At 65.7% G+C, this 22,088-nt stretch carries 19 protein-coding genes; 16 read left to right on the forward strand and 3 right to left on the reverse strand.

All coding sequences use genetic code 11. The features are described from left to right. Nucleotides 1-27 precede the first annotated feature (27 nt). Nucleotides 28-891 (forward strand): RNA polymerase factor sigma-32, encoded by an 864-nt coding sequence (locus tag C8N34_RS13380; protein WP_082400682.1) that lies wholly within the window; start codon nucleotides 28-30, stop codon nucleotides 889-891. On the opposite strand, the gene C8N34_RS13385 is transcribed toward C8N34_RS13380, so the two are convergent. Further along, the gene (locus C8N34_RS13385) at nucleotides 888-1,487 is read right to left on the reverse strand and encodes an arylesterase (protein ID WP_108129401.1); all 600 of its coding nucleotides are present in this window, start codon (nucleotides 1,485-1,487) and stop codon (nucleotides 888-890) included. The genes C8N34_RS13380 and C8N34_RS13385 overlap by 4 nt on opposite strands. A 94-nt stretch (nucleotides 1,488-1,581) precedes the next feature. On the opposite strand from C8N34_RS13385, the gene C8N34_RS13390 reads away from it, so the two are divergent. The 3 genes from C8N34_RS13390 (at nucleotide 1,582) to iolG (ending at nucleotide 5,849) form a co-directional block, all read left to right on the forward strand. Then, entirely contained in the window at nucleotides 1,582-2,268 is a 687-nt protein-coding gene (locus C8N34_RS13390) for an ABC transporter ATP-binding protein (protein WP_054301238.1), read from the forward strand. Continuing rightward, nucleotides 2,265-4,775, forward strand: coding sequence for an ABC transporter permease (locus C8N34_RS13395; protein ID WP_108129257.1), 2,511 nt, complete (start codon nucleotides 2,265-2,267; stop codon nucleotides 4,773-4,775). Before C8N34_RS13390 ends, C8N34_RS13395 begins: the two co-directional genes overlap by 4 nt. Nucleotides 4,776-4,847: 72 nt before the next feature. Next, nucleotides 4,848-5,849 (forward strand): inositol 2-dehydrogenase, encoded by a 1,002-nt coding sequence (gene iolG, locus C8N34_RS13400; RefSeq protein ID WP_108129258.1) that lies wholly within the window; start codon nucleotides 4,848-4,850, stop codon nucleotides 5,847-5,849. Nucleotides 5,850-5,866: 17 nt separating this feature from the next. Here the strand turns inward: iolG and C8N34_RS13405 are convergent, their stop codons facing one another. Next, nucleotides 5,867-6,484 (reverse strand): hypothetical protein, encoded by a 618-nt coding sequence (locus C8N34_RS13405; protein ID WP_108129259.1) that lies wholly within the window; start codon nucleotides 6,482-6,484, stop codon nucleotides 5,867-5,869. Between the two features lie 111 nt (nucleotides 6,485-6,595). On the opposite strand from C8N34_RS13405, the gene argE reads away from it, so the two are divergent. The 4 genes from argE (at nucleotide 6,596) to C8N34_RS13425 (ending at nucleotide 11,444) form a co-directional block, all read left to right on the forward strand. Then, nucleotides 6,596-7,774 (forward strand): acetylornithine deacetylase, encoded by a 1,179-nt coding sequence (gene argE, locus C8N34_RS13410; RefSeq protein WP_277878237.1) that lies wholly within the window; start codon nucleotides 6,596-6,598, stop codon nucleotides 7,772-7,774. A gap of 42 nt (nucleotides 7,775-7,816) precedes the next feature. Continuing rightward, entirely contained in the window at nucleotides 7,817-8,866 is a 1,050-nt protein-coding gene (mnmH, locus tag C8N34_RS13415) for a tRNA 2-selenouridine(34) synthase MnmH (RefSeq protein WP_108129261.1), read from the forward strand. 134 nt (nucleotides 8,867-9,000) lie between these two features. Then, a complete protein-coding gene (locus tag C8N34_RS13420; protein ID WP_108129262.1) occupies nucleotides 9,001-10,374 on the forward strand; it encodes an L-serine ammonia-lyase in 1,374 nt (457 codons plus the stop codon). A gap of 143 nt (nucleotides 10,375-10,517) precedes the next feature. Continuing rightward, the gene (locus C8N34_RS13425) at nucleotides 10,518-11,444 is read left to right on the forward strand and encodes a DMT family transporter (protein ID WP_229825647.1); all 927 of its coding nucleotides are present in this window, start codon (nucleotides 10,518-10,520) and stop codon (nucleotides 11,442-11,444) included. A gap of 42 nt (nucleotides 11,445-11,486) precedes the next feature. Here the strand turns inward: C8N34_RS13425 and meaB are convergent, their stop codons facing one another. Then, on the reverse strand, nucleotides 11,487-12,461 hold the full coding sequence (meaB, locus tag C8N34_RS13430) for a methylmalonyl Co-A mutase-associated GTPase MeaB (RefSeq protein ID WP_108129263.1): 975 nt from the start codon (nucleotides 12,459-12,461) through the stop codon (nucleotides 11,487-11,489). Between the two features lie 181 nt (nucleotides 12,462-12,642). On the opposite strand from meaB, the gene C8N34_RS13435 reads away from it, so the two are divergent. The 8 genes from C8N34_RS13435 to C8N34_RS13470 all read left to right on the forward strand — a co-directional run bounded on the left by C8N34_RS13435 (nucleotide 12,643) and on the right by C8N34_RS13470 (nucleotide 22,050). Continuing rightward, on the forward strand, nucleotides 12,643-13,371 hold the full coding sequence (locus tag C8N34_RS13435; RefSeq protein WP_242013809.1) for a DUF3108 domain-containing protein: 729 nt from the start codon (nucleotides 12,643-12,645) through the stop codon (nucleotides 13,369-13,371). 137 nt (nucleotides 13,372-13,508) lie between these two features. Then, a complete protein-coding gene (locus C8N34_RS13440) occupies nucleotides 13,509-15,836 on the forward strand; it encodes a calcium-binding protein (RefSeq protein ID WP_108129265.1) in 2,328 nt (775 codons plus the stop codon). 90 nt (nucleotides 15,837-15,926) lie between these two features. After that, a complete protein-coding gene (gene rpiA, locus C8N34_RS13445; RefSeq protein ID WP_108129266.1) occupies nucleotides 15,927-16,715 on the forward strand; it encodes a ribose-5-phosphate isomerase RpiA in 789 nt (262 codons plus the stop codon). 1 nt (nucleotide 16,716) lies between these two features. Continuing rightward, complete coding sequence (gene gor, locus C8N34_RS13450; protein WP_108129267.1) at nucleotides 16,717-18,075, forward strand: glutathione-disulfide reductase; 1,359 nt, start codon at nucleotides 16,717-16,719, stop codon at nucleotides 18,073-18,075. A 103-nt stretch (nucleotides 18,076-18,178) separates the two neighbouring features. Continuing rightward, entirely contained in the window at nucleotides 18,179-19,345 is a 1,167-nt protein-coding gene (hflK, locus tag C8N34_RS13455; RefSeq protein WP_054302268.1) for an FtsH protease activity modulator HflK, read from the forward strand. Nucleotide 19,346: 1 nt separating this feature from the next. After that, nucleotides 19,347-20,222 (forward strand): protease modulator HflC, encoded by an 876-nt coding sequence (hflC, locus tag C8N34_RS13460; protein WP_054302267.1) that lies wholly within the window; start codon nucleotides 19,347-19,349, stop codon nucleotides 20,220-20,222. Between the two features lie 5 nt (nucleotides 20,223-20,227). Further along, on the forward strand, nucleotides 20,228-20,437 hold the full coding sequence (locus C8N34_RS13465) for a DUF2065 family protein (RefSeq protein WP_108129268.1): 210 nt from the start codon (nucleotides 20,228-20,230) through the stop codon (nucleotides 20,435-20,437). Nucleotides 20,438-20,580: 143 nt separating this feature from the next. Further along, a complete protein-coding gene (locus tag C8N34_RS13470; protein ID WP_422387666.1) occupies nucleotides 20,581-22,050 on the forward strand; it encodes a DegQ family serine endoprotease in 1,470 nt (489 codons plus the stop codon). Nucleotides 22,051-22,088: the final 38 nt, after the last annotated feature.

Below are 22,088 nucleotides of genomic sequence, written 5' to 3' on the forward strand. Positions count from 1 at the left end.
CACACCGGGCACCGACGGGGGAATGTCATGGCGCTTGACGGATATACACATCAACGCTTGTCCCGCCAAGCGATGCGGGCAGAGCTGTTGGACGCAGAGACGGAATCGCAGCTGGCACGGGCCTGGCGCGATGAGCGCGATCAGGCCGCGCTGAACCGGCTGATCCACGCTTACATGAGGCTTGCGATTTCCATGGCGGCAAAGTTCCGTCGGTATGGTACGCCGATGAACGATCTGATCCAGACGGCATCGCTGGGCCTGATGAAGGCGGCCGACAAATTCGACCCGGATCGCGGCGTGCGCTTTTCAACCTATGCCGTGTGGTGGGTCAAAGCGGAATTGCAGGAGCATGTGATGCGCGACTGGTCGCTGGTGCGCACCGGCTCCACCTCGGGGCAGAAGACGCTGTTCTTCAATCTTGCGCGCGTGCGGTCGCGGCTGGACCGCGAACTGGGGCAGCCCGGCCCCGTCGCGCTGCGTGCGGCGGTGGCGGCAGAACTTGGCGTCTCGCTCGGCGATGTGGAGATGATGGAGGCCCGCCTGTCGGGGGGCGATTTCTCGTTGAATGCCGTGCAGGCGGGCGAAGGCGAGGGCCGCGAATGGGTGGACCTGCTGGAAGACGATGCGCCCCGTCCTGCTGAAACCGTTGAAGCGGCCCATGATCTTGAAATCCTGCGCGGCTGGCTGTCGGATGCGCTGAATGGCCTTTCCCCGCGCGAGCGGCTGATCGTGACCGAGCGCCAACTGCGCGCACCGGGGCGCACGCTGGAAAGCCTGGGGCAGGAACTTGGCCTGTCGAAAGAACGTGTGCGCCAGATCGAGGCAGCGGCCCATGGCAAGCTGCGGGTCGCGCTGGAAACCGGGGCGCCAGGGATTGCTGATCTGCTTTAGGGTTTGGCGCGGGCAATCAGGGCCAGAACCTCTGGCCCCAGCGTCGCAACGATCTTGTCCACTCCTTCGGCATTAGGGTGAATCCCGTCCCCCTGCATCAGCCCGCGCAGTGCCGCCGGATCATGGCTGCCCAGCCCGGCCATGAAATCCGGCACCAGAAGCGTGTCGTATTTCGCCGCCAGATCAGGATAGATCGCATCGAATTCGGCCTTCCATTCGGGGCCGAAATTCGCAGGGCCCGGCAGGCCGATCAGAAGGACGGGCAGATTGCGTGCCTGCGCTTTGGCAAGAATCGCGTCCAGATTCGCCCGTGTCGTCGCCGGGTCCAGACCGCGCAGCAGATCATTTCCCCCCAGCGTCACGATCAGCGCATCAGTTTCCGGCGTCAGCGACCAGTCGAGCCGCGCCAGCCCGCCCGCCGTCGTATCGCCCGACACGCCCGCGTTCACCACCACCGCGTCGCTGCCCTGTGCCCTGAGCCAGCCCTGCAATTGCGGCACCAGCCCCTCGCCCTCCGGCAGGCCATAGCCTGCGGTCAGGCTGTCCCCCAGCGCAACCACGGTCACAGGTTCGGCACCTGCGGGCAGAACCGTCATCGCAACTATCGGCAAGGCTTTGCAAAATCGCACCACCGTCCCATATCCAACCGAGGCAGACAGGCAAGAGGCGAAGCGGATGACGGTCAGCGGCATGGGCGATCCCATTCTGGTGTTGCAAGGGGCGGGTCTTACCCTGAACGGAAATGCGGGCGCGGTCGAGATTCTCAAGGGCATCTCACTGACGGTTGATCGGGGTGAGACGCTGGGTCTGATCGGCCCCTCCGGCTCGGGAAAATCCTCGCTTCTGATGCTGATGGGGGGGCTGGAGCGCGCGACGCAAGGGCAGGTCAGCGCGCTGGGGCAGGATCTGGGCGCGATGGACGAAGACGCGCTGGCGCGCTTTCGCCGGGGTAACATGGGCGTGGTGTTCCAGAGCTTTCACCTGATCCCGACCATGACCGCGCTGGAAAACGTGGCCGTGCCGCTGGAGCTTGCCGGCGCCCGTGACGCTTTTGACCGGGCTGAGGCCGAGTTGCGCGCCGTGGGCCTTGGCCACCGGCTTGATCACTACCCGGCCCAGATGTCGGGGGGCGAGCAGCAGCGCGTGGCGCTGGCGCGCGCTGCTGCACCCCGTCCGGCGATCCTGCTGGCAGATGAGCCGACCGGCAATCTGGACGGGGTGAATGGCGCCGCCATCATGGACATGCTGTTCGGCCTGCGCGATCGCCATGGCGCTACGCTGGTTCTGGTGACCCATGCGCCGGAGCTGGCCGCGCGCTGTGACCGGGTGGTGCGGCTGGTGGATGGTAAAGTCGCGGATGGGCAGGTGGCGGCATGAGCTGGCCTCTGGCGATCCGGCTGGCGCGGCGTGAGTTGCGCGGCGGCATCCGGGGCTTCCGCATCTTCCTCGCCTGTATCGCGCTGGGTGTCGCCGCCATCGCGGCAGTGGGCGAGTTGCGCGGCGCCATCCATGCCGGACTGGACGCGCAGGGCGCGGTTCTGCTGGGCGGCGATGCGCATATGGAATTTACCTATCGCTACGCTGATGAAGACGAACGCGCCTTCATGGCCGGGGCGGCCGACCGGGTGTCCGAGGTGGTGGATTTCCGTTCCATGCTGGTCGCGGGCGAGGAGCGCGGGCTGACGCAGATCACGGCAGTGGACGATCTTTACCCGCTGAAAGGTGAGGTTCTGCTGGACCCGCCGATGCCGCTGGCAGAGGCGCTGACCCCGCGTGATGGTTTGCCCGGCGCGGTGATCGACCCGGTTCTGATGGACCGGCTGGGCCTTGCACCCGGCGCCACCGTCAAACTGGGTACACAGGCCTTTCGCGTTGCGGCGGCCCTGATCCGCCAGCCCGACAGCGCAACGGGAGGCTTTGGTCTTGGCCCGCCAACGCTGGTGCGCAGCGCCGATCTTGCGAATTCGGGCCTGCTGGTGCCCGGTGCGCTGTTCGAAACGAAATACCGGCTGGACCTGCCGCCGGGCACCGATCTGGATGCTGTGCAGGCGGCGGCCGAGTCGCGGTTCACCGACAAGGGCTTGCGCTGGCGGGACAGTCGGCGCGCCGCGCCGGGGGTGGAGCGTTTCGTGGATCGCATCGGCGCCTTTCTCGTGCTGGTGGGGCTGGCCGGGCTGGCCGTAGGCGGCGTTGGTGTTTCCGCTGCTGTGCGAGCCTGGGCCGAGGAAAAGGTGCCGGTCATCGCCACGCTGAAGACGCTGGGCGCTGAAAGCGGGCTGATCTTCCGGCTGTTTCTGGTGCAGGCAGGCGTATTGGCGGCGGTGGGGGTGGTCATCGGGCTGGCGCTGGGTGCGCTGGTGCCGGTGCTGGCCGGGCCGCTGATCGCAGGTGCTCTGCCGTTTCCGGTGGAATTTGCCGTCTATCCCGGCCCCTTGGTCGAGGCGGCCTTCTATGGCCTGATCACCGCGCTTCTGTTCACGCTCTGGCCACTGGCGCAGGTGGAACATGTGCGCGCAGCGGCGCTGTATCGCGGGGCCGGCCGGGGGGGCTGGCCTGCACCGGGCCGCATTCTGACCATTGTGGCGCTGGCGGCCGTGCTGATCGGAGCGGCGGTCTGGTTGTCCGGCATGTGGGGCCTCGCGCTGGGCACGGCGGGCGGCGTGGCGATGGCGCTGGGCGTGCTGGCGCTGGCGGGGCTGGCGCTGCGGCGCCTTGCGCGTGGGCTTGCGCGACGGATGCGGGGCCGCGTGGCCCTGCGCGCGGCGCTGGGCGCCATCGCCGCCCCGCGCGGCGAGGCGCTGCCGGTGGTGTTGTCGCTGGGCCTTGGCCTTTCGGTGCTGGCCGCCGTAGGGCAGATCGACGCAAATCTGCGCGCCGCCATTGACCGCGATCTGCCGACCCGCGCGCCAGCCTATTTCTTCGTGGACATCCAGCCCGACCAGATCGGCCCGTTTCTTGATCGTGTGAACAGCGATCCGGCCATCAGCCGCGTTGAAAGCGCGCCGATGCTGCGGGGCGTGATCACACAGATCAACGGCCGCCCGGCGAAAGAAGTTGCGGGTGATCACTGGGTGGTGCGCGGCGACCGTGGGCTGACCTATGCCGAAACCCCACCCGAGGGTACCAAGGTCGTTGCGGGTGAGTGGTGGCCCAAGGGCTATGACGGGCCGCCGCAGATCAGCTTTTCGGCTGAGGAGGCCGCCGAGATCGGACTGAAACTGGGCGACAGCATCACCGTCAACGTGCTGGGCCGCGACATCACTGCCACCGTCACCAGCCTGCGCGCGGTGGATTTCGCCACCGGAGGCATGGGGTTCGTGATGACGATGAACCCCGGCGCGCTGGCGGGGGCGCCGCATACCCATATTGCCACGATCTACACCCCGCCGCAGGACGAGGCGCGCATCCTGCGCGATCTGGCGGGCACATGGCCGAATATCACCGCGATCCGGGTGCGGGATGCCATCGCCCGTGTCACCGAGGCGCTGGATGCCATCGCCACTGCCACTGCATGGGCGGCGGCGGCGGTGCTGGCCACCGGCTTCGTCGTGCTGATCGGTGCGGCGGCGGCAGGCGAACGCGCGCGGGTTTACGAGGCGGCGGTGCTCAAGGTGCTGGGCGCTACGCGCGGGCGCATCCTTCTCAGCTTTGCTTTGCGCGCCGGGCTGACCGGGGCGGCGGCGGGTCTGGTCGCCATCTTCGCGGGCGGCGTCGCGGGCTGGGCGGTGATGCGTTTTGTGATGGATGCGCCCTTCACCTTCGAGCCGTGGTCGGCGCTGGCCATCGTGGCCGGGGGCGTGGGCCTGACGTTGCTCGCGGGGCTTGCCTTTGCGCTGCGGCCCCTGAGCGTGCGACCCGCACGGGTGCTGAGGACCGGAGACTGAGCCGCGCGAGGCTGATATAAATCGAACACAGGCGGCAGGTCATGGCCTTCCGTCAGCCAGTATGAGGACCAGATGACTGTCAGATTCGGACTTTTGGGCGCAGGTCGCATCGGCAAGGTCCATGCGAAGGCCGTGACCGGCGATCCGCAGGCGCGGCTTGTTGCCGTGGCTGATGCGATGCCCGGGGCGGCGCAGGCCATTGCGGATCAATACGGCTGTGAGGTGCGCAGCATCGACGCCATTGAACAGGCCGGGGATATCGACGCGGTGGTGATCTGCACCCCCACCGACACCCATGCCGATCTGATCGAGCGCTTTGTGAAAGCCGGGAAGGCAGTGTTCTGCGAGAAACCCGTCGATCTGAGCCTCGGGCGCGTGAAACAATGCCTTGAGGTGGTGCGTCAGCACGACGGCCGACTGATGGTTGGCTTCAACCGTCGTTTCGATCCCCATTTCCGCGCCGTCCGGGCGCAGATCGACGCGGGCGCGATTGGCGCGGTTGAAATGGTGGTGATCACCAGCCGCGACCCCGGCGCTCCGCCTGTCGATTATATCAAACGCTCGGGCGGCATCTTCCGTGACATGACAATCCATGATTTCGACATGGCGCGTTTCCTTCTGGGAGAGGAGGTGACCGAGGTCGCGGCCACCGCCGCCGTGCTGGTCGATCCGGCGATTGGCGCGGCAGGGGATTATGATTCGGTGCAGGTGCTGCTGAAAACCGCAAGCGGCAGGCAGGCGATGATCTCCAACTCGCGCCGTGCGACCTATGGCTATGACCAACGGATCGAGGTGCATGGCTCGGACGGCATGGTTTCAGCCGAAAACCAGCGGCCGGTTTCCATCGAACTGGCGAATGGCCGGGGTTATATCCGCCCGCCGCTGCATGATTTCTTCATGACCCGCTATACCGAGGCCTATGCAGCGGAAATTGCGGCCTTCATCCAGGCTCTGGCCAGCGGCACGGCAGCGGTGCCCACCGGCGAGGATGGGTTGATCGCGCTGGCGCTGGCCGATGCGGCGCTGAAATCGGTGGCCGAGAAACGCACCGTTCTGGTCAGCGAAGTGATCTGATCCGGCAGGGGTGGGGGCTATTCGGTCAACAGCCAGTAGCCGCTCACCCCTTCGCCGAGGTTGCGCAAGGTCACGGTGACAAACCCGCTTTCGGGCAGGCTGACCGCACATGTGGCGGATATGCCGCTTTGCAGGCACAGCGGCCCCGCCTCTGTGCCGATCTCCAGCGACAGGCGACTGTCACCGTCGCCGATCACCCCGATCTCGGTCGGGGTGCCGCCATCCAGCGGCAGGCGATAGCTGTGCACCTCGCCCGTCCGCAGCATGGCCGCGCTTTGCCGCAGCGTAACCTTGGGCAGCAGGTCCGCCATCGCGGCGGTTTCCTGCAACAGGATGGCCAGTGTCTCGTCCGCCTCGACCGCGACACGGGCGAGTTCCATCAGTGCGGCCGGGTCGCGCGGCGCCGGGCGGCTGTCAGTACCGCCATCCTTGCCGCCCGTGGCCTCCGGCTTGCGATCAACCACCTGCATCTCGACCCCCGCGGCCAGCCGCGCTGCCGCGATCTGGCTGAGGCCATCCTGCGCCGCCTCGCCCAGATCGAACAGCCGGTAAGCGGTCACCATCTGGGCCACAGCATCGGCGGCGGCAGGTGTGGCCAGCAGGCTCAGCAGGGCAGGGGCAAGGAACAGGCGCATCGGAACCTCGGGAAAGCGACCCGCGCGACACTGCCAGCAAGCCCCGGCGAAGAAAAGCCCGAAGCGGCGCTTCGCTGATCCGGGCTTTCGCACCGCCGCCGGGCCGGTTATTTGTGCATACAAAATGAAAGGGAGCCCGCGATGCGTGACATCTTTGCCCGGCTGATGGGATTCGACACCACAAGCGCCAAGCCGAATATCGCGCTGATGCATTATGTGCGCGATCTGCTGGCGGGCGCGGGGATCGAGGCGACGCTGATCCCCGACGCGGGCGGCGGCAAGGCCAACCTCTTTGCCACGGTCGGGCCTGCGGGCATGGGCGGCGTGATGCTGTCGGGGCACACGGATGTCGTGCCGGTGGACGGGCAGGCCTGGACCAAGCCGCCTTTTCACCTGACCGAGGAGGACGGCCGTTTCTACGGTCGGGGCGCCGCGGATATGAAGGGTTTCTGCGCGCTGGCCATCGAGGCGATGCTGAAAGCGGCGCGACGCCCCCTGAAGGTGCCGCTGCATCTGGCGCTGTCCTATGACGAGGAAATCGGCTGCATGGGCGTGCGATCCATGGTCGAGATGCTGGCGCAGGCGCCGGTGAAGCCACGTTTCTGCATCGTGGGCGAGCCGACGGCGATGCAGGTGGCCACCGGCCACAAGGGCAAGGTGGCATTGCGCGCGACCTGCACGGGGCGCGAGGGGCATTCGGCGCTGGCACCGCTGGCGCTGAATGCCCTGCATCTGGCGGCAGATTTTCTGGGTGAGGTGCGCGCACTTCAGGCCCGCGTTGCGGCCAGCGGGTTGCGCGACGGTGATTATGACGTGCCTTATACCACGCTCCATGTCGGCAAGATGCAGGGCGGCGTGCAGGTCAATATCGTGCCCAACCGCGCCACGCTGGACTTCGAAATCCGCAGCCTTGCGGGCGACGACCCGGAAACGCTGATCGCCGAATTGCGCACGGGCGCCGAACGTATCGTGGCGCCCTTGCGAGCCGAGTTTCCCGAAGCTGCGATAACGGTGGAGCGGCTGTGGGATTATCCGGGCCTTGGCACGCCCTCCGATGCGGAGGTGGTGAATTTCGTCAAGGGCCTGACCGGGGCAAACGGCACGATCAAGGTGGCCTTCGGCACAGAAGGCGGGCTGTTCTCGCGCGATGTAGGGGTGCCGACAGTGATCTGCGGCCCTGGCTCGATGGCGCAGGGCCACAAGCCCGACGAGTTCGTTACGGTGGAACAGATGGAACGTGGGCAAGCGATGCTGGAGGCGCTGCTGGTGAGGCTGGAAACGGGTTTCTGACCCCCGTTGCGCCGTGCCCCGCGCAGCCCTAGTGTCGCGCCCATGGCCATTACGCTTTCTTCCCTGACCGATGTGGCGGCGCTCGGGTTCGATACGATCATCGACGTGCGCTCGCCTGCCGAATGGGCCGAGGATCACATCCCCGGCGCCATCAGCCTGCCGGTGCTGAGCAATGAGGAACGCGCCATCGTCGGCACGATCTACAAGCAGGAAAGCCCGTTCAGGGCGCGCAGGATCGGCGGCGCGCTGGTGGCGCGCAATGCCGCGGCGCATCTGGAAGGCCCGCTGGCCGACAAGGATGGCGGCTGGCGTCCGCTGGTCTATTGCTGGCGCGGCGGCATGCGGTCAGGCTCTTTCGCCACCATCCTCAAAAGCGTGGGCTGGCGGGCGGATGTGGTGGAGGGCGGCTATCGCAGCTGGCGGCGGCTGGTGGTGGAACAGGTCTATGACCGCCCGGTCGCCAGCCCGGTGGTGCTGCTCGACGGCAATACCGGGTCTGCCAAGACCGAGCTTCTGGCGCTGCTGAAGACGCGGGGCGCGCAGGTGATCGACCTTGAAGGGCTGGCGCGGCATCGCGGCTCGCTGTTCGGCGCCATGCCGGGCGGGCAGCCTTCGCAGAAGGCTTTCGAGGGCGCGCTGGCGCTGGAACTCGCGCGGCTCGACCCTGCGCGCCCGGTGCTGGTGGAGGCCGAAAGCGCCAAAGTCGGTCAATGCCGCCTGCCACCGCGCCTGTGGCGTGCCATGGTGGCAGCCCCCCGGATCGAGATCGCGGCACCGCGCGCCGAACGCGCCGCCTATCTGGCCCGCGCCTATGCCGACCTGAGTGCCGATCCGGCGCGGCTGTCCGCCACGCTGGCGCTGCTGCGGCCGCTGCACGCGGCCGAGCGCGTTGAAAGCTGGCAGGAACTGGCCGCGACCGGCGCGCATGAGGCGCTGGCCCACAGCCTGATGGCACACCATTACGATCCGCGCTATGCCAAGCACCGCGCCCGTATGGAGGTGCCGCGCCAGGTGGTGGAGGCCGAAAGCCTCCGCCCCGGGGCGCTGCCCGATCTGGCCGGGGCGATCCTCGCCCGGCTGGGCACCTTCTGACCCCCACCCCGTCAGGTTTGCAATGCAACCTGTCGCATTTCCGCTCGCCATTGCCTGCCGCCGTGGCATGCTGGCGCGAACAGGGAGACGCAGATGACACCGATGACTTTGCTCCGTATGCGGGCGGCCGACTGATGTTCCTTTCGGTTTTCGACATGTTCAAGGTCGGCATCGGGCCGTCCTCCTCGCATACGATGGGGCCGATGGTCGCTGCCGCGCGGTTCTTGCAAACCCTGCGTAACAGCCCGTTCCATGCCCATGGGCTGCGCGCCTCGCTGCATGGCTCGCTGGCCTTCACAGGCGTCGGTCACGCGACCGACCGTGCCACCATTCTTGGCCTCGCCGGGTTTGAACCCGCCAGCTACGACCATGACAAGGCCGAGGCCACGCTGGCCGCAATCCATGAGACGCGGACCATCTCGCCTCCCGGTCTTGGCACGCTGGTCTTTGACCCGAAAACCGACATGGTGTTTGACTACGGCCCCTCGCTGCCCGGCCATGCCAATGGTATGATCCTGCGCGCGACCGATGCGCAGGGCGATGTGATCCTTGAGGAAACCTATTATTCCATCGGCGGCGGCTTCGTGCTGACCGCTGCGGAACTGACGGCGGGCGAGGCGGCAAAACCGAAGGCAAGCTGCCCTTACCCGTTCGAAAGTGCCGCGCAGATGCTGGAAATGGCGCGCGAGTCGGGCCTCAGCATCGCGCAGATGAAGATGAAGAACGAACTTTGCTTCCGCAGCGAGGCCGAGATCAGGGCTGGCATCGCCCGGCTGTGGGAGGTGATGAACAACTGCATCACCCGCGGCATGGCGGGCGAGGGCATCCTGCCCGGCGGTCTGAAGGTGCGCCGCCGGGCCAAGGGGATCCATGAGGCGCTGGAGGCCGAACGCGGTCTGAACATGACCGCGCCGCATACGATCAACGACTGGATGTCGCTTTATGCCATGGCGGTGAACGAGGAAAACGCCGCTGGTGGTCAGGTGGTGACCGCGCCGACCAACGGGGCGGCCGGCGTGCTGCCCGCCGTGTTGCGCTATTACCTTGACCATGTGCCGGGGGCGACCACGTCGAAGATCCCTGATTTCCTGCTGACGGCTTCGGCCATCGGGGGCTTGTGCAAGCATAATGCCAGCATCTCGGGGGCCGAATGCGGCTGTCAGGCCGAGGTCGGCAGTGCCGCGGCCATGGCGGCGGCGGGGCTTTGCGCCGTGATGGGCGGAACGCCGGAACAGGTGGAAAACGCTGCTGAAATTGCGCTGGAGCATCACCTCGGCATGACCTGCGACCCGGTGAAGGGGCTGGTGCAGGTGCCTTGCATCGAACGGAACGGGCTGGGCGCGATCAAGGCGGTTTCTGCCGCGAGCCTGTCCCTGCGCGGCGATGGCCAGCATCTTGTCAGCCTTGACGTCTGTATCGAGACCATGCGCCAGACCGGCCATGACATGCACGAGAAATACAAGGAAACCTCGCTGGGCGGTCTGGCCGTCAACGTGCCGAACTGCTGATCCCCGCACCGCTGCCGGGGCCGGGCGCAAATTTCTTGCGCAAGAAATTTGCAAATTCGTTTGGAACGAATTTGCCGCGCCTGACCCCTGCGGTGGTCGCTTCCGGCTTGGACCTGCCTGCCGGGCCGGGCTAGACAGGGACCATGACACAAGATCGTATCCTCCCCGGCGTTCTGCTGATGATCGCCTTCTGTGTGCTTGCGCCGCTTCTGGATGTGGCCTCGAAACTGGCGACCGCGACCATCCCGGTGGGGCAGGTGACGCTGGCCCGTTTCGTCGTGCAGGGGGCCCTGATGCTGCCCATCGCACTCGCCCTTGGCAGTGCCTGGCGGATGAGCGCACGGATGGCGGGGCTGGTCATGCTGCGCGCGCTGTTTCTGGTGCTCTCTACCTATTGCTTCATCGCGGCCATTGCGATCATGCCGATTGCCGATGCGCTGGCCATCGTCTTTGTGGAGCCGTTCATCCTGCTGTTCCTTGGCCGTTTGCTGTTCGGCGATGAGGTCGGGCCGCGCCGTATCGCGGCCTCGGTCGTGGGGTTTGGCGGCGCGCTGCTGGTGATCCAGCCTGCCTTCGCCACCTTCGGCGCGGTCACGCTTTATCCGCTGGGTACGGCGTTTCTGTTCGCCTTTTACATGCTGGTGACCAGGGCGATGTCGACGGGGATGCACCCGGTCGCGATGCAGCTTCATACCTCGCTGGCGGGGATCGTCCTGTGCCTGCCGGTGATCCTCTGGGCCGAGGGGACGGGCATCGCCGGCCTTGATCCGGTCTGGCCCGAGGGGCTGGCATGGCTCTGGCTCTTCGGGGTCGGCTTCTGGGCCGGGGTCAGCCATATGTGCATGACCTATGCGCTGAAATTCGCGCCTTCGGCTACGCTGGCGCCGCTGCACTATTTTGAAATCGTGGTGGCGGTGGCGCTGGGCTATCTGGTGTTCGGCGATTTCCCGAATGCGATGACCTGGGCGGGGATCGTGGTCATCACCGGATCGGGGCTTTATGTCATCTGGCGCGAGCGGCTGGGGGCCAAGGCCCGCGCCACCCGCAGCCTGACGGATGCGAGCTTCTAGGCGGGTTAGAGTGCCAATCCTGCGGACGCCAGCCTTGCAGGATCAGGCGCCGAGTTGCCCCAGCAGTTCCGCCGCCGCCTCGTCCGGGGTGCGGCGGCCTTCGGCGACCTGCGCACCCAGCGCGTGCAAAACGCCGCGCATCGGTTCGCGGGTCAGGCGGGCAAGGAGGCCCTGACGCACCTCTTCCTCGAACCAGTGGCGGGCCTGTGCGGCGCGGCGGCTGTCCCAATGGCCATGGTCGCGGCGCCATGCGGCCAGGGTCTGCATCTCCTCCCAGGCCTGCGCCAGCCCATTTTCCTCCAGCGCCGAAACGGTCAGCGCCTTGGGAAAGCCCTCGGGGTCCTGCGGGCGGCGGCGCAACAGGCGCAGGGCGCCTGCGTAATCGGCCTGCGTCCGCATCGCGGCGGGTTTCAGGTCGCCATCGGCCTTGTTCACGAGGATGAGGTCCGCCATTTCCATGATGCCGCGCTTGACGCCCTGCAATTCGTCGCCCCCCGCCGGGGCGAGCAGCAGAAGAAACAGGTCGCACATCTCGGCCACCATGGTTTCGGACTGTCCGACACCGACGGTTTCGATCAGCACCACGTCATAGCCCGCGGCCTCGCACAGGGCGACGGCCTCGCGGGTGCGGCGCGCGACGCCGCCAAGGTGGGTCTGGCTGGGGGAGGGGCGGATGAAGGCCATGGGATCGCGGCTCAGCCGTTCCATCCGGGTCTTGTCGCCAAGGATCGACCCGCCTGAGCGGGCAGAGGACGGATCGACCGCCAGAACCGCGACGCGCAAGCCTTGCGCGGTCAGGAAACAGCCGAAACTTTCGATGAAGGTCGATTTGCCGACGCCGGGCGTGCCCGACAGCCCGATGCGCAGCGCCTGCCGTCCGGCACGGGCGACCTCGGCCACCAGCGCGCGGGCCTGCGCGCGGTGATCCTCGCGCGCGCTTTCCACCAGTGTGATGGCACGGGCAAGGGTGCGGCGGTCGCCGGATTTCACGGCTTCGGCAAGAATTGTTACATCCATCGTCTGTTCCGGGCGTCTGAAGGCGATCAGGGGCGGTCGGGGCGCCGGTCTCGGCAAGGAGGGGCCGATCACGGGCTTGTCGGGATGTAATGCCCGTTTGATCCGATATATTCCAGTGCCGAAGGCGACGGATTGGCGGCGGCAGCCGCCCCGGCGCCGTGCGCAGGAATGGAGTGGTAGGGTGAAAGCAGGAATTTCGCGGGCGCTGTGCGCCGGGCTCATGGCCGCCGCTGTGATGGCGGCCCCGGCACGGGCTGAGCAGGCGCAGTTCGACTTCGTGTTGAAAGGCATTACCGCAGGCAGCCTGACCTGGAGCGGTGAGGGCCTGCCCGGTGGCGGCTATGCGGTGGCGGGGCGGTTGCAGACCACCGGCCTCGCGGCGCTGCTGAAGAAGGTGCGCTATGACGCGAAATCGCGTGGCCGCATCACCGCCAAGGGCAGCTATCAGCCGCAATCCTATACCGAGGATGCTGATACCGGACGGCGCCAGTCGCAGGTTGTGATGACCTGGGCCAGCGGTATCCCGACCATCAAGACCTACAACCCGCCGCGCAATCCGCGCCCCTATGACATCGACCCGGCGGCGCAGAAGGGGTCTGTCGATCCGCTGACGGCGATGTTCGCCACGCTGCGCGATGTTAAGGCGGGCGAGGAATGCCGCGTCAGCGTCAACATGTTTGACGGGCGCCGCGCCAGCCGGCTGAGCCTTTCGGCCCCGAAAGCCAATGGCGACAAGGTGACCTGCGCGGGCGAATACCGCCGTGTCGCCGGTTTCTCGCCGGAGGATATGGCAGAAAAGACCCGTTTCCCCTTTACCCTGACCTATGAACCGGCGGGTAACGGGATGATGCGGGTCGTGGAGGTGGCGACAGACACGCTTTACGGCAAGGCCCGTCTGGTGCGCCGCTGATCCCCCGTTCAGGGGAGGCGGCGGGATTTTCCGTCCCGCCGCCACTCCGAATCACGCTACCCTCGGGTCGTTGATGCCCGGATCGCATTTTGGGTCGGGCCAAAGTCATTTGACCAGACAGCCTGCGGGGGCATGCAATGGTGTTGATCAGGGGAACTTCCGGCAACGACAATCTTGGTGATAGCGATCCCGATTATACCCGTCGGGAAACGGCAAACCGGATCGAAGGGCTGGCGGGTAACGACACGCTGGAAAACAGCAGCGACAACGATACGATCTTCGGCGGCGCCGGCGACGATGTGATCACGCGCAGCATCTTCGGCGAGACCGAGGAATTCAATTTCACCGCCGAGAATTACACGGGGCCCTATACCGAGAAAATCATTCCAGCGGGCACGGACATCATCAATGCAGGCTCTGGCAACGACGCCATTCAGGCCAGCGGCGGCAATGACAGTTACGTCGGCGGGTCGGGTTATGACCTGCTGGATTACAGCTCGTGGTCTATCGGGTCCGGCACGGGCGTGGTCTATTACATGGCACGCCGTATCACCACCTCGTTTCCGAAAGGCGTGACTGTCGACCTCGGGCTGGGGCTGGCCACGTTTGACGGCGGCACGGTGAAGGTGGAGCATTACAGCTCCTCTACCGGGCATGTATATGGTTCGGGCACCGCCTCGGGTGTCGGGCGGTTTTCGCACAGCCTCGTGGGGTTTGAGGCGGTTATCGGCTCGATCTATGCTGACCGCCTGACCGGAACTGACCGCAAGGATGTAACAGAGTTTTTCGATACCGGCGGCGGCACGGGGCCGGGCAACGACCGGATCAACGGTGGCAAGGGCCAGGACATCGCCAGCTTCGCCACCAATTATAACGGTGTGGTCGCCGACCTTTCGGCCCGCAAGGCCGAGATCAACCTGAAGGTCTATGAGGACGGCAGCCAGAGCGGCGGGGGTACAACGATCCTGATCGGGATCGAGGGGCTCTATGGCTCAACCGCCGCAGACGTGCTGCGGGGCGACGGGCGTGCCAATACCTTCAACGGCCGTGCAGGCGATGACACGATCGAGGGCGGCGGCGGGGTCGATACCGTCGTCTATAACATGGATGTCTTGCCAAATGCAGGGCGTGCGCTGGGTCTGAGCTTCCGTCCGGTCACAGGGGTGAACGTCGATCTGGACGACGGCAGCGCCACCGATGAATGGGGCAATACCGACAGCCTGAGCGGGGTCGAGAATGTTCAGGGCAGCCATAATGACGATACCCTGGCCGGGGACGATGGTCGCAACAGGCTGGAAGGGCTTGGCGGGGCAGACGTCATCTATGGTGGCGCCGGGCTGGACGCGCTTTATGGCGGGGCTGGTGCCGACAGTGTGGAAGGCGGGGCCGAGGGCGACAAGATCTGGGGCGGCGCCGATGACGACGATCTGTCGGGCGATGCCGGCGATGATCTGCTCGACGGCGAGGACGGCAATGACCGGCTGGATGGCGGGGCTGACAATGACCGCCTGCGTGGTCACGCGGGGGACGATACGCTGCTGGGCGGGAAGGGCGAGGATACGCTGGAGGGTGGCGACGACAATGACAGCCTTGATGGCTCAAAGGGCGATGACACGCTGGAAGGCGGCGCCGGGGCCGATACGCTCATCGGTGGGGCGGGCGACGACAGCCTGACCGGGGGCGATGGCGCTGATGTGGTCAAGGCGGGTGGCGGAAGTGACCGCATTGTCGCGGGTGACGGGGCTGACAGCTATGATGGCGGCAGCGGCAAGGATTACCTCAATACTGCGGAGGCGACGGGCGGGCTGCGGCTTGACCTGGGTGCAGGGACGCTCAGCGCTAAGGGGCTGGGGGCCAATACGCTGAAAGCCATCGAGAATGTCTTTGGCACCGATTTTGCGGATCGTATGGTGGGCGATGCCAAGGGCAACCGCCTTTATGGCTTCGACAGGAAAGACCTGATCGACGGCGGGGGCGGCAATGATACGCTGCTGGGCGGCGCCGGGCATGACAAGATCGAGGGCGGTGCGGGGAACGACCGGATCGACGGTGATGCCGAATTTGAAACCACCGGCAAGTCGGTCGGCACCGGGCGCGATACGCTGTTCGGGGACGAGGGCGACGATCTCATCCTCGGGGGCGGTGGCGCGGACAACCTGTTCGGTGGTGCCGGGGCCGATACGCTGAACGGCGGCGACGGCAATGATATCCTGAACGGCGGCGGCGGCGCGGATCTGTTCATCTTCTCGAAGGGGCGCGACACGATCCGCAACTTCAATCTGAAAGAGGATGTGATCGACGTCGCGGGCGGCGACAGCCTTGCCCGCTTCCGCAATCTGGAGGATCTGGGGGCGGCGGTCTCTGAAAGCCGGGGCAATCTGACGATCACTGTCGGGGGCAGCAGCCTGACCCTGCAGGGCATCAGTTTCGAGCAGCTGAAGCCGCATAACTTCGACTTCCTGTGACCGGGCCGTGATCGGGGCGGCGGCGATGGCCTCTCGCACTATGGGCGGTAACATCCTATAAGGCTGCGCAGCAAAAGCCGAGGAGTTGCCATGCCCGCCGATCTTTCGCCCATCGACAAGGCCAAGTTCGTCGCCGCCAAACGCGCGGTGGATTATGTGGAATCGGGCATGAAGCTGGGCCTTGGCACCGGCTCCACCGCTGCATGGATGGTGCGCTGTCTGGCAGAACGCATCCGCGAGGAGGGGCTGAAGGTCAAGGGCGTGCCAACCTCCAGCCGCACCGCCGAACTGGCCCGCAGCCTCGGCGTGCCGGTTGTGTCGCTGGATGATGCGAAATGGCTGGATCTCACCATTGACGGCGCCGATGAAATCGACAGCCAGCTGAACCTTATCAAGGGCGGCGGCGCGGCGCTGTTGCAGGAAAAGATCGTGGCGACGGCCAGCGACCAGATGATCGTCATTGCTGATGCCGCGAAAGAGGTGGCGCAGCTTGGCGCCTTCCCGCTGCCGGTCGAGGTGATCCCCTTCGGATGGCAGACCACCAAGGCGCTGATCGAGGAAACGCTGGTCAGCCTTGATGTGCTGAGCCGCGACTGCACTTTGCGCATGAATGGCGACGCGCCTCTGGTGACGGACGAGGCGAATTACATCGTTGACCTGCATCTGAAACGCATCGGCAATCCGCGTCAGCTTTCGCTGGTGCTGAACCAGATCCCGGGTGTGGTGGAAAACGGGCTGTTCATCGACATCTGCGATATCGTGGTGGTGGGCCATGGCGACGGCCGTGTGACGGTGCGTGACATCAACTCGGGCGAGGTCGAGGACGGCCATATTGATCTGGCGCCGAGCGACAACATCTTCACCGATGCGGACGACTGAGATGGCATACGACTACGATCTGTTCGTTATCGGTGGCGGTTCTGGTGGCGTGCGCGCGGCGCGGATCGCCGCCTCCGAAGGCGGGGCCAAGGTCGCGCTGGCCGAAGAATATCGCATGGGCGGCACCTGTGTCATTCGTGGCTGCGTGCCCAAGAAGCTGATGGTCTATGCCAGTGAATATCCGGGCCTGATCGAGGATGCCCGCGCCTACGGCTGGAAGGTCGAGGCGGGCGCCTTCAACTGGGGCCATTTCCGCGTGCAGCTTGAGGCAGAGCTGAACCGGCTGGAGGCGGCCTATCGGGGCGGCCTGACCGGCGCGGGGGTGCAAATCTTCGACCAGCGTGCCACGGTGGTTGATGCGCATACGGTAGAACTGGCCGAGGGCCAGCGTCTCACCGCGAAACATATCCTGATCGCCACCGGCGGGCGTCCCTTCGTGCCGGATGTGCCCGGCGCCGAACTGGCCGTTACCTCGAACGAGATGTTCCGTCTGGAAAAGCTGCCCAAGCGGGCGCTGGTGGTGGGCGGCGGCTTTATTGCGTCAGAGTTTGCCTGCATCCTCAACGGTCTGGGCGTCAATGTCTGCCAGTATTATCGCGGGGCGCAAATTCTGCGCGGCTTCGATGACGAGGCGCGGGGTCATGTGGCAACCGCCATGCAGGCGTCAGGTGTCACCATCCATTGCGGCACTGATGTGCTGCGGCTGGAGAAGACGCATGGCGGCATCCGCGCTGTGGCAACGGATGGCACCGAGCGCGAATTCGATCTGGTGCTTTATGCCACTGGCCGCAAACCTAATACCTCCGGTCTGGGGCTGGAGACTCTGGGCGTCGAACTGGGTCGCAATGGCGAGGTGAAGGTGGATGACTGGAGCCAGAGTTCCGTGCCCTCGATCTATGCTGTTGGCGATGTCACCAACCGGATCAACCTGACCCCGGTCGCGATCCGCGAGGGCCATGCCTTTGCGGATACGGTGTTCGGGGGCAAACCGCGCAAGGCAGATCACGAACTGGTCGCCTCTGCCGTCTTTACCCAGCCGGAGCTTGGCACTGTCGGGATGACCGAAGAGGCGGCCCGCGATCAGGAGCCGGTCGAGGTCTATGCGGCCAGCTTCCGTCCGATGCAGTCGCTGTTCGCAGGGCGGCAGGACCGCGTGCTGATGAAGCTGGTGGTCAGCCAGTCCAGCCGCAAGGTGCTCGGCTGCCATATCGTCGGCCCCGGCGCGGGCGAGATGATCCAGCTTGCCGCCATCGCGGTGAAAATGGGGGCGACGAAGGAAGATTTCGACCGTACCGTGGCCGTGCATCCGACCATTTCCGAGGAATTGGTGACGATGCGCAATCCGGTGCGCCGGGGGTAGGGCGCCAGTCTGCGACCAAAGCTCTCAACCGCGGGGATTCAGGGTTGATTTTCACGCCGGAATGACCAGTTAGCTGGAAACGAAAACAGTTAGGGAAAAGTCGATGTCGAATGGAGGACCGTGGGGCGGTGGCGGCGGTGGAGGCGGTGACGACCGCGACGGCCGCGACAACGGGCGTGGCGGGCCGCGCAGGCCCGGAAACGATGGACCCCAGATTCCCGAGATCGACGAGATCGTGAAAAAGGGACAGGAACAGCTTCGCGTGCTGATGGGGGGGCGTGGGCGCCCCGGCGGTTCGGGTGGCGGCGGTGGCAATGGCGGCTCACCCGTTGGGCCGATCCTGTCGAAGCCCGGCATCGCGCTGGCCGCGCTGGTGCTGGCGGGCCTGTGGTCTTATGCCTCGTTCTATACAGTGAAGCCCGAGGAACGCTCGGTTGAACTGTTTCTGGGCAAGTTCAGCGCGGTGGGGAACCCCGGCCTGAACTTCGCGCCCTGGCCCTTTGTCACCGCCGAAGTGGTGCAGGTGACCGGCGAACGGACGACCGATATCGGCACTGGCCGCAACGGCGAGATGGATGGCGGGCTGATGCTGACCCGTGACCAGAACATCGTGGACATTGACTTCCAGGTGGTCTGGAACGTGTCGAACCCGGCCGACTATCTGTTCAATCTGGCGGACCCCGCCGATACGATCCGCGCGGTTTCGGCCTCGGCCATGCGCGACATCATTGCCAGGTCCGAACTGATCCCGGTGCTGAACACCGGCCGTGGCCCGATTGCCGCCGAGCTGCGTGAGGCGGTGCAGAACACGCTTAACAGCTATCAGGCCGGCATCAATGTCGTGCGGGTGAACTTCAACCGCGCCGATCCGCCGGATGAGGTGCGCGATGCCTTCCGTGAGGTGCAGGCCGCGCAGCAGGAACGCGACCGGCTGGAGAAAGAGGCCGATGCCTATGCCAACCGCGTGACCGCGGGTGCACGGGGGGAAGCCGCGCGCATCACCCAGGACGCCGAGGCCTATCGCGCCCAGGTGACCAACGCCGCAGAGGGCGAGGCGAGCCGCTTCGGCGCCGTCTATCAGGAATATGTCAAGGCGCCGGATGTGACGCGCAAGCGGATGTATCTGGAAACCATGGAAAATGTTCTTGGTGGCATGAACAAGGTCATTCTGGACGAGAAGGATCAGGGCAGTTCGGGCGTCGTGCCGTATCTGCCGCTGAACGAACTGGTCCGTCCGGCCGAACAGCCCAAGCCGCAGGGGAGCAACTGACATGTCGAAAGCCCCCTTCTTCCTTGGCGCCGCTTTCATCGCCGTCGTCACCGGCCTGTCCTCGATCTTCATCGTCGATGAGCGCGATCAGGTGCTGATCCTGCAATTCGGTCAGGTCAAGCAAGAGGTGACCGAGCCGGGCCTGGGCTTCAAACTGCCGTTCATTCAGGACGTCGTCAGCTATGAGGACCGGATTCTGGGTCTGCAAACGCAGCCGCTGGAGGTCACGCTCAGCGACAACCGTCGCCTGATTGTCGATGCCTTCGCCCGCTGGCGCATCGACAACCTGATCGACTTCCGCGAGGCCGTCGGCCCCGGTGGTGTCGAGGCGGCGCAGGCACGGCTTGGCCCGGTGGTTTCCGCCGCGATCCGCGAGGTTCTGGGCTCGGTGCCGCTGAATGCCGTGACCTCGAACGACCGGACAGCGCTGATGAACCGCATCCGCGATATCGCCAAGCGCGAGGCGCAGAGCCTCGGTGTCGAGGTGATCGACCTGCGGCTGACCCGCACGGACCTGCCGGATCAGAACCTTGCCGCGACCTTCGCCCGGATGCGGGCCGAACGGCAGCGTGAGGCGGCAGACGAGATCGCGCGTGGTAACGAGGCCGCAAGCCGCGTACGCGCCGCCGCTGACCGCAGTGTGGTCGAGGTGACCTCGGACGCACGACGCCAGGCCGAGGTGATCCGTGGTGAGGCCGATGCCAAGCGGAACGCAATCTATGCCGAGGCTTTCGGGCGCGACCCGGAGTTCTTTGCCTTCACCCGCTCGCTGACTGCCTATGAACGGGCGCTGAAATCTGGAAATTCGTCGATCGTGCTGACGCCCGACAGCGAATTCTTCGATTACCTGCGGGATGCGCAGGGCAGGCAGCAGTAACGGGCATGGCGCTGATCCTCTGGCTGATCGGCGCTGCCTGCGTGATCGAGGGGCTGGTGCTTGCGCTGGCCCCTTCGCGTATTCCGCAGCTTCTGGCGCTGATTGCGGCGATGACCGTGTCACAGCGCCGCATGGCGGGTCTGGCGGCGCTGGCAGCAGGTGTGGCGCTGCTGTGGCTGGCCCGCAGCCTCGGCTTCGGGCCTTCCTCCGGCTGAAGCCGGCGGGTTGAAACAGTATCTCACACCCAGTTGACGCGGCGCGACTTGGTTTGCATTGCGTCGAAACCGGCTTACTGTTGTCTATAGCGCCATACCCGGACAGGTTCCGGGACGGAACTTGCAACCGAAAGGAGAGAGCGGTGCAATCCAGAGCCATTTCCATGGAAATCGCATCGGCCCCGCCCCGCGTCGGCTTGATCCGCCTGGCGGGCGCGATACTTCTGGGCCTCGCGGTGGCCATGGGGCCGATCACGCGCGCCGAAGCGCGCGGCGCCCCCGAAAGCTTTGCCGATCTGGCGCAACAGATCAGCCCTGCGGTGGTGAACATCACCACTTCTGCCGTGGTCGAAACCTCGACCGAGGACATGCCGCAACTGCCCGACGGCTCGCCCTTCAAGGATTTCTTCGACCAGTTCCAGAACCCGAACGGCGAGCCGCGCCGGTCCGAGGCGCTGGGTTCGGGCTTCGTGATTTCCGAGGACGGTTATATCGTCACCAATAACCACGTCATCGAAGGCGCCGACCAGATCGAGATCGAGTTCTTCTCGGGGGACCGTCTGCCCGCGAAACTGGTGGGAACCGACCCCAAGACCGATATCGCGCTGCTGAAAGTGGAAAGCGACAAGCCGCTGCCCTTCGTCAACTTCGGTGACAGCGATCTGATGCGCGTGGGCGATTGGGTGGTGGCCATGGGCAACCCGCTGGGTCAGGGCTTCTCGGTTTCGGCGGGCATCGTTTCGGCCCGGAACCGTGCGCTGACCGGCACCTATGACGATTATCTGCAAACCGATGCCGCCATCAACAAAGGCAACTCGGGTGGCCCTCTGTTCAACATGGACGGGCAGGTGATCGGCGTGAATACCGCGATCCTGTCGCCCAACGGCGGCTCCATCGGCATCGGCTTCTCGATGGCGTCGAATGTGGTCAACAAGGTCGTGGATCAGCTGCGCCAGTTCGGTGAAACCCGCCGTGGCTGGCTGGGCGTGCGCATTCAGGACGTAACCCCGGACGTGGCCGAGGCGATGGGCCTTGCCAAGGGTTCCAAGGGGGCGCTGGTCACGGATGTGCCGGATGGCCCGGCCAAGGATGGCGGCATTCTGGCGGGCGACGTGATCGTCAGCTTCGCGGGCAATGAAATCCGGGATGTGCGTGATCTGACTCGTCGTGTGGCCGATGCCCCGGTTGGCGAGGCGGTAAAGGTTCTGGTTCTGCGCGAAGGCAAGTCCGAAACGCTGAGCGTGACGCTGGGCCGCCGGGAAGATGCCGAGAAGGTTGAAAACACCGCTGCCAAGAAAGGCGACACCGCGCCCGCCCGGCAAGAGCTTCTGGGTCTGACCCTGTCGCCGGTGACCGAGGAACTGGCGGCGCAGATGAACCTGCCCGACGGCACCGAAGGCCTGGTGGTCACCAAGGTCGACGGCACGTCGGAAGCCTTCACCAAGGGCCTGCGCGAAGGCGATCTGGTCACCGAGGCTGGCCAGCAGAAGGTCAGCCGTATCGAGGATCTGAAAGACCGCCTGACGGAAGCCAAGGATGCGGGCCGCAAATCCATCCTGCTGCTGATCCGCCGCGATGGAGACCCGCGTTTCGTGGCACTGTCGGTCGAGTAAGCGAGGCGCAAATACAGGAAAGGGCGGCGGGGCAACCC

The organism is Gemmobacter caeni, assembly GCF_003054195.1.
Taxonomy (GTDB): domain Bacteria; phylum Pseudomonadota; class Alphaproteobacteria; order Rhodobacterales; family Rhodobacteraceae; genus Gemmobacter; species Gemmobacter caeni.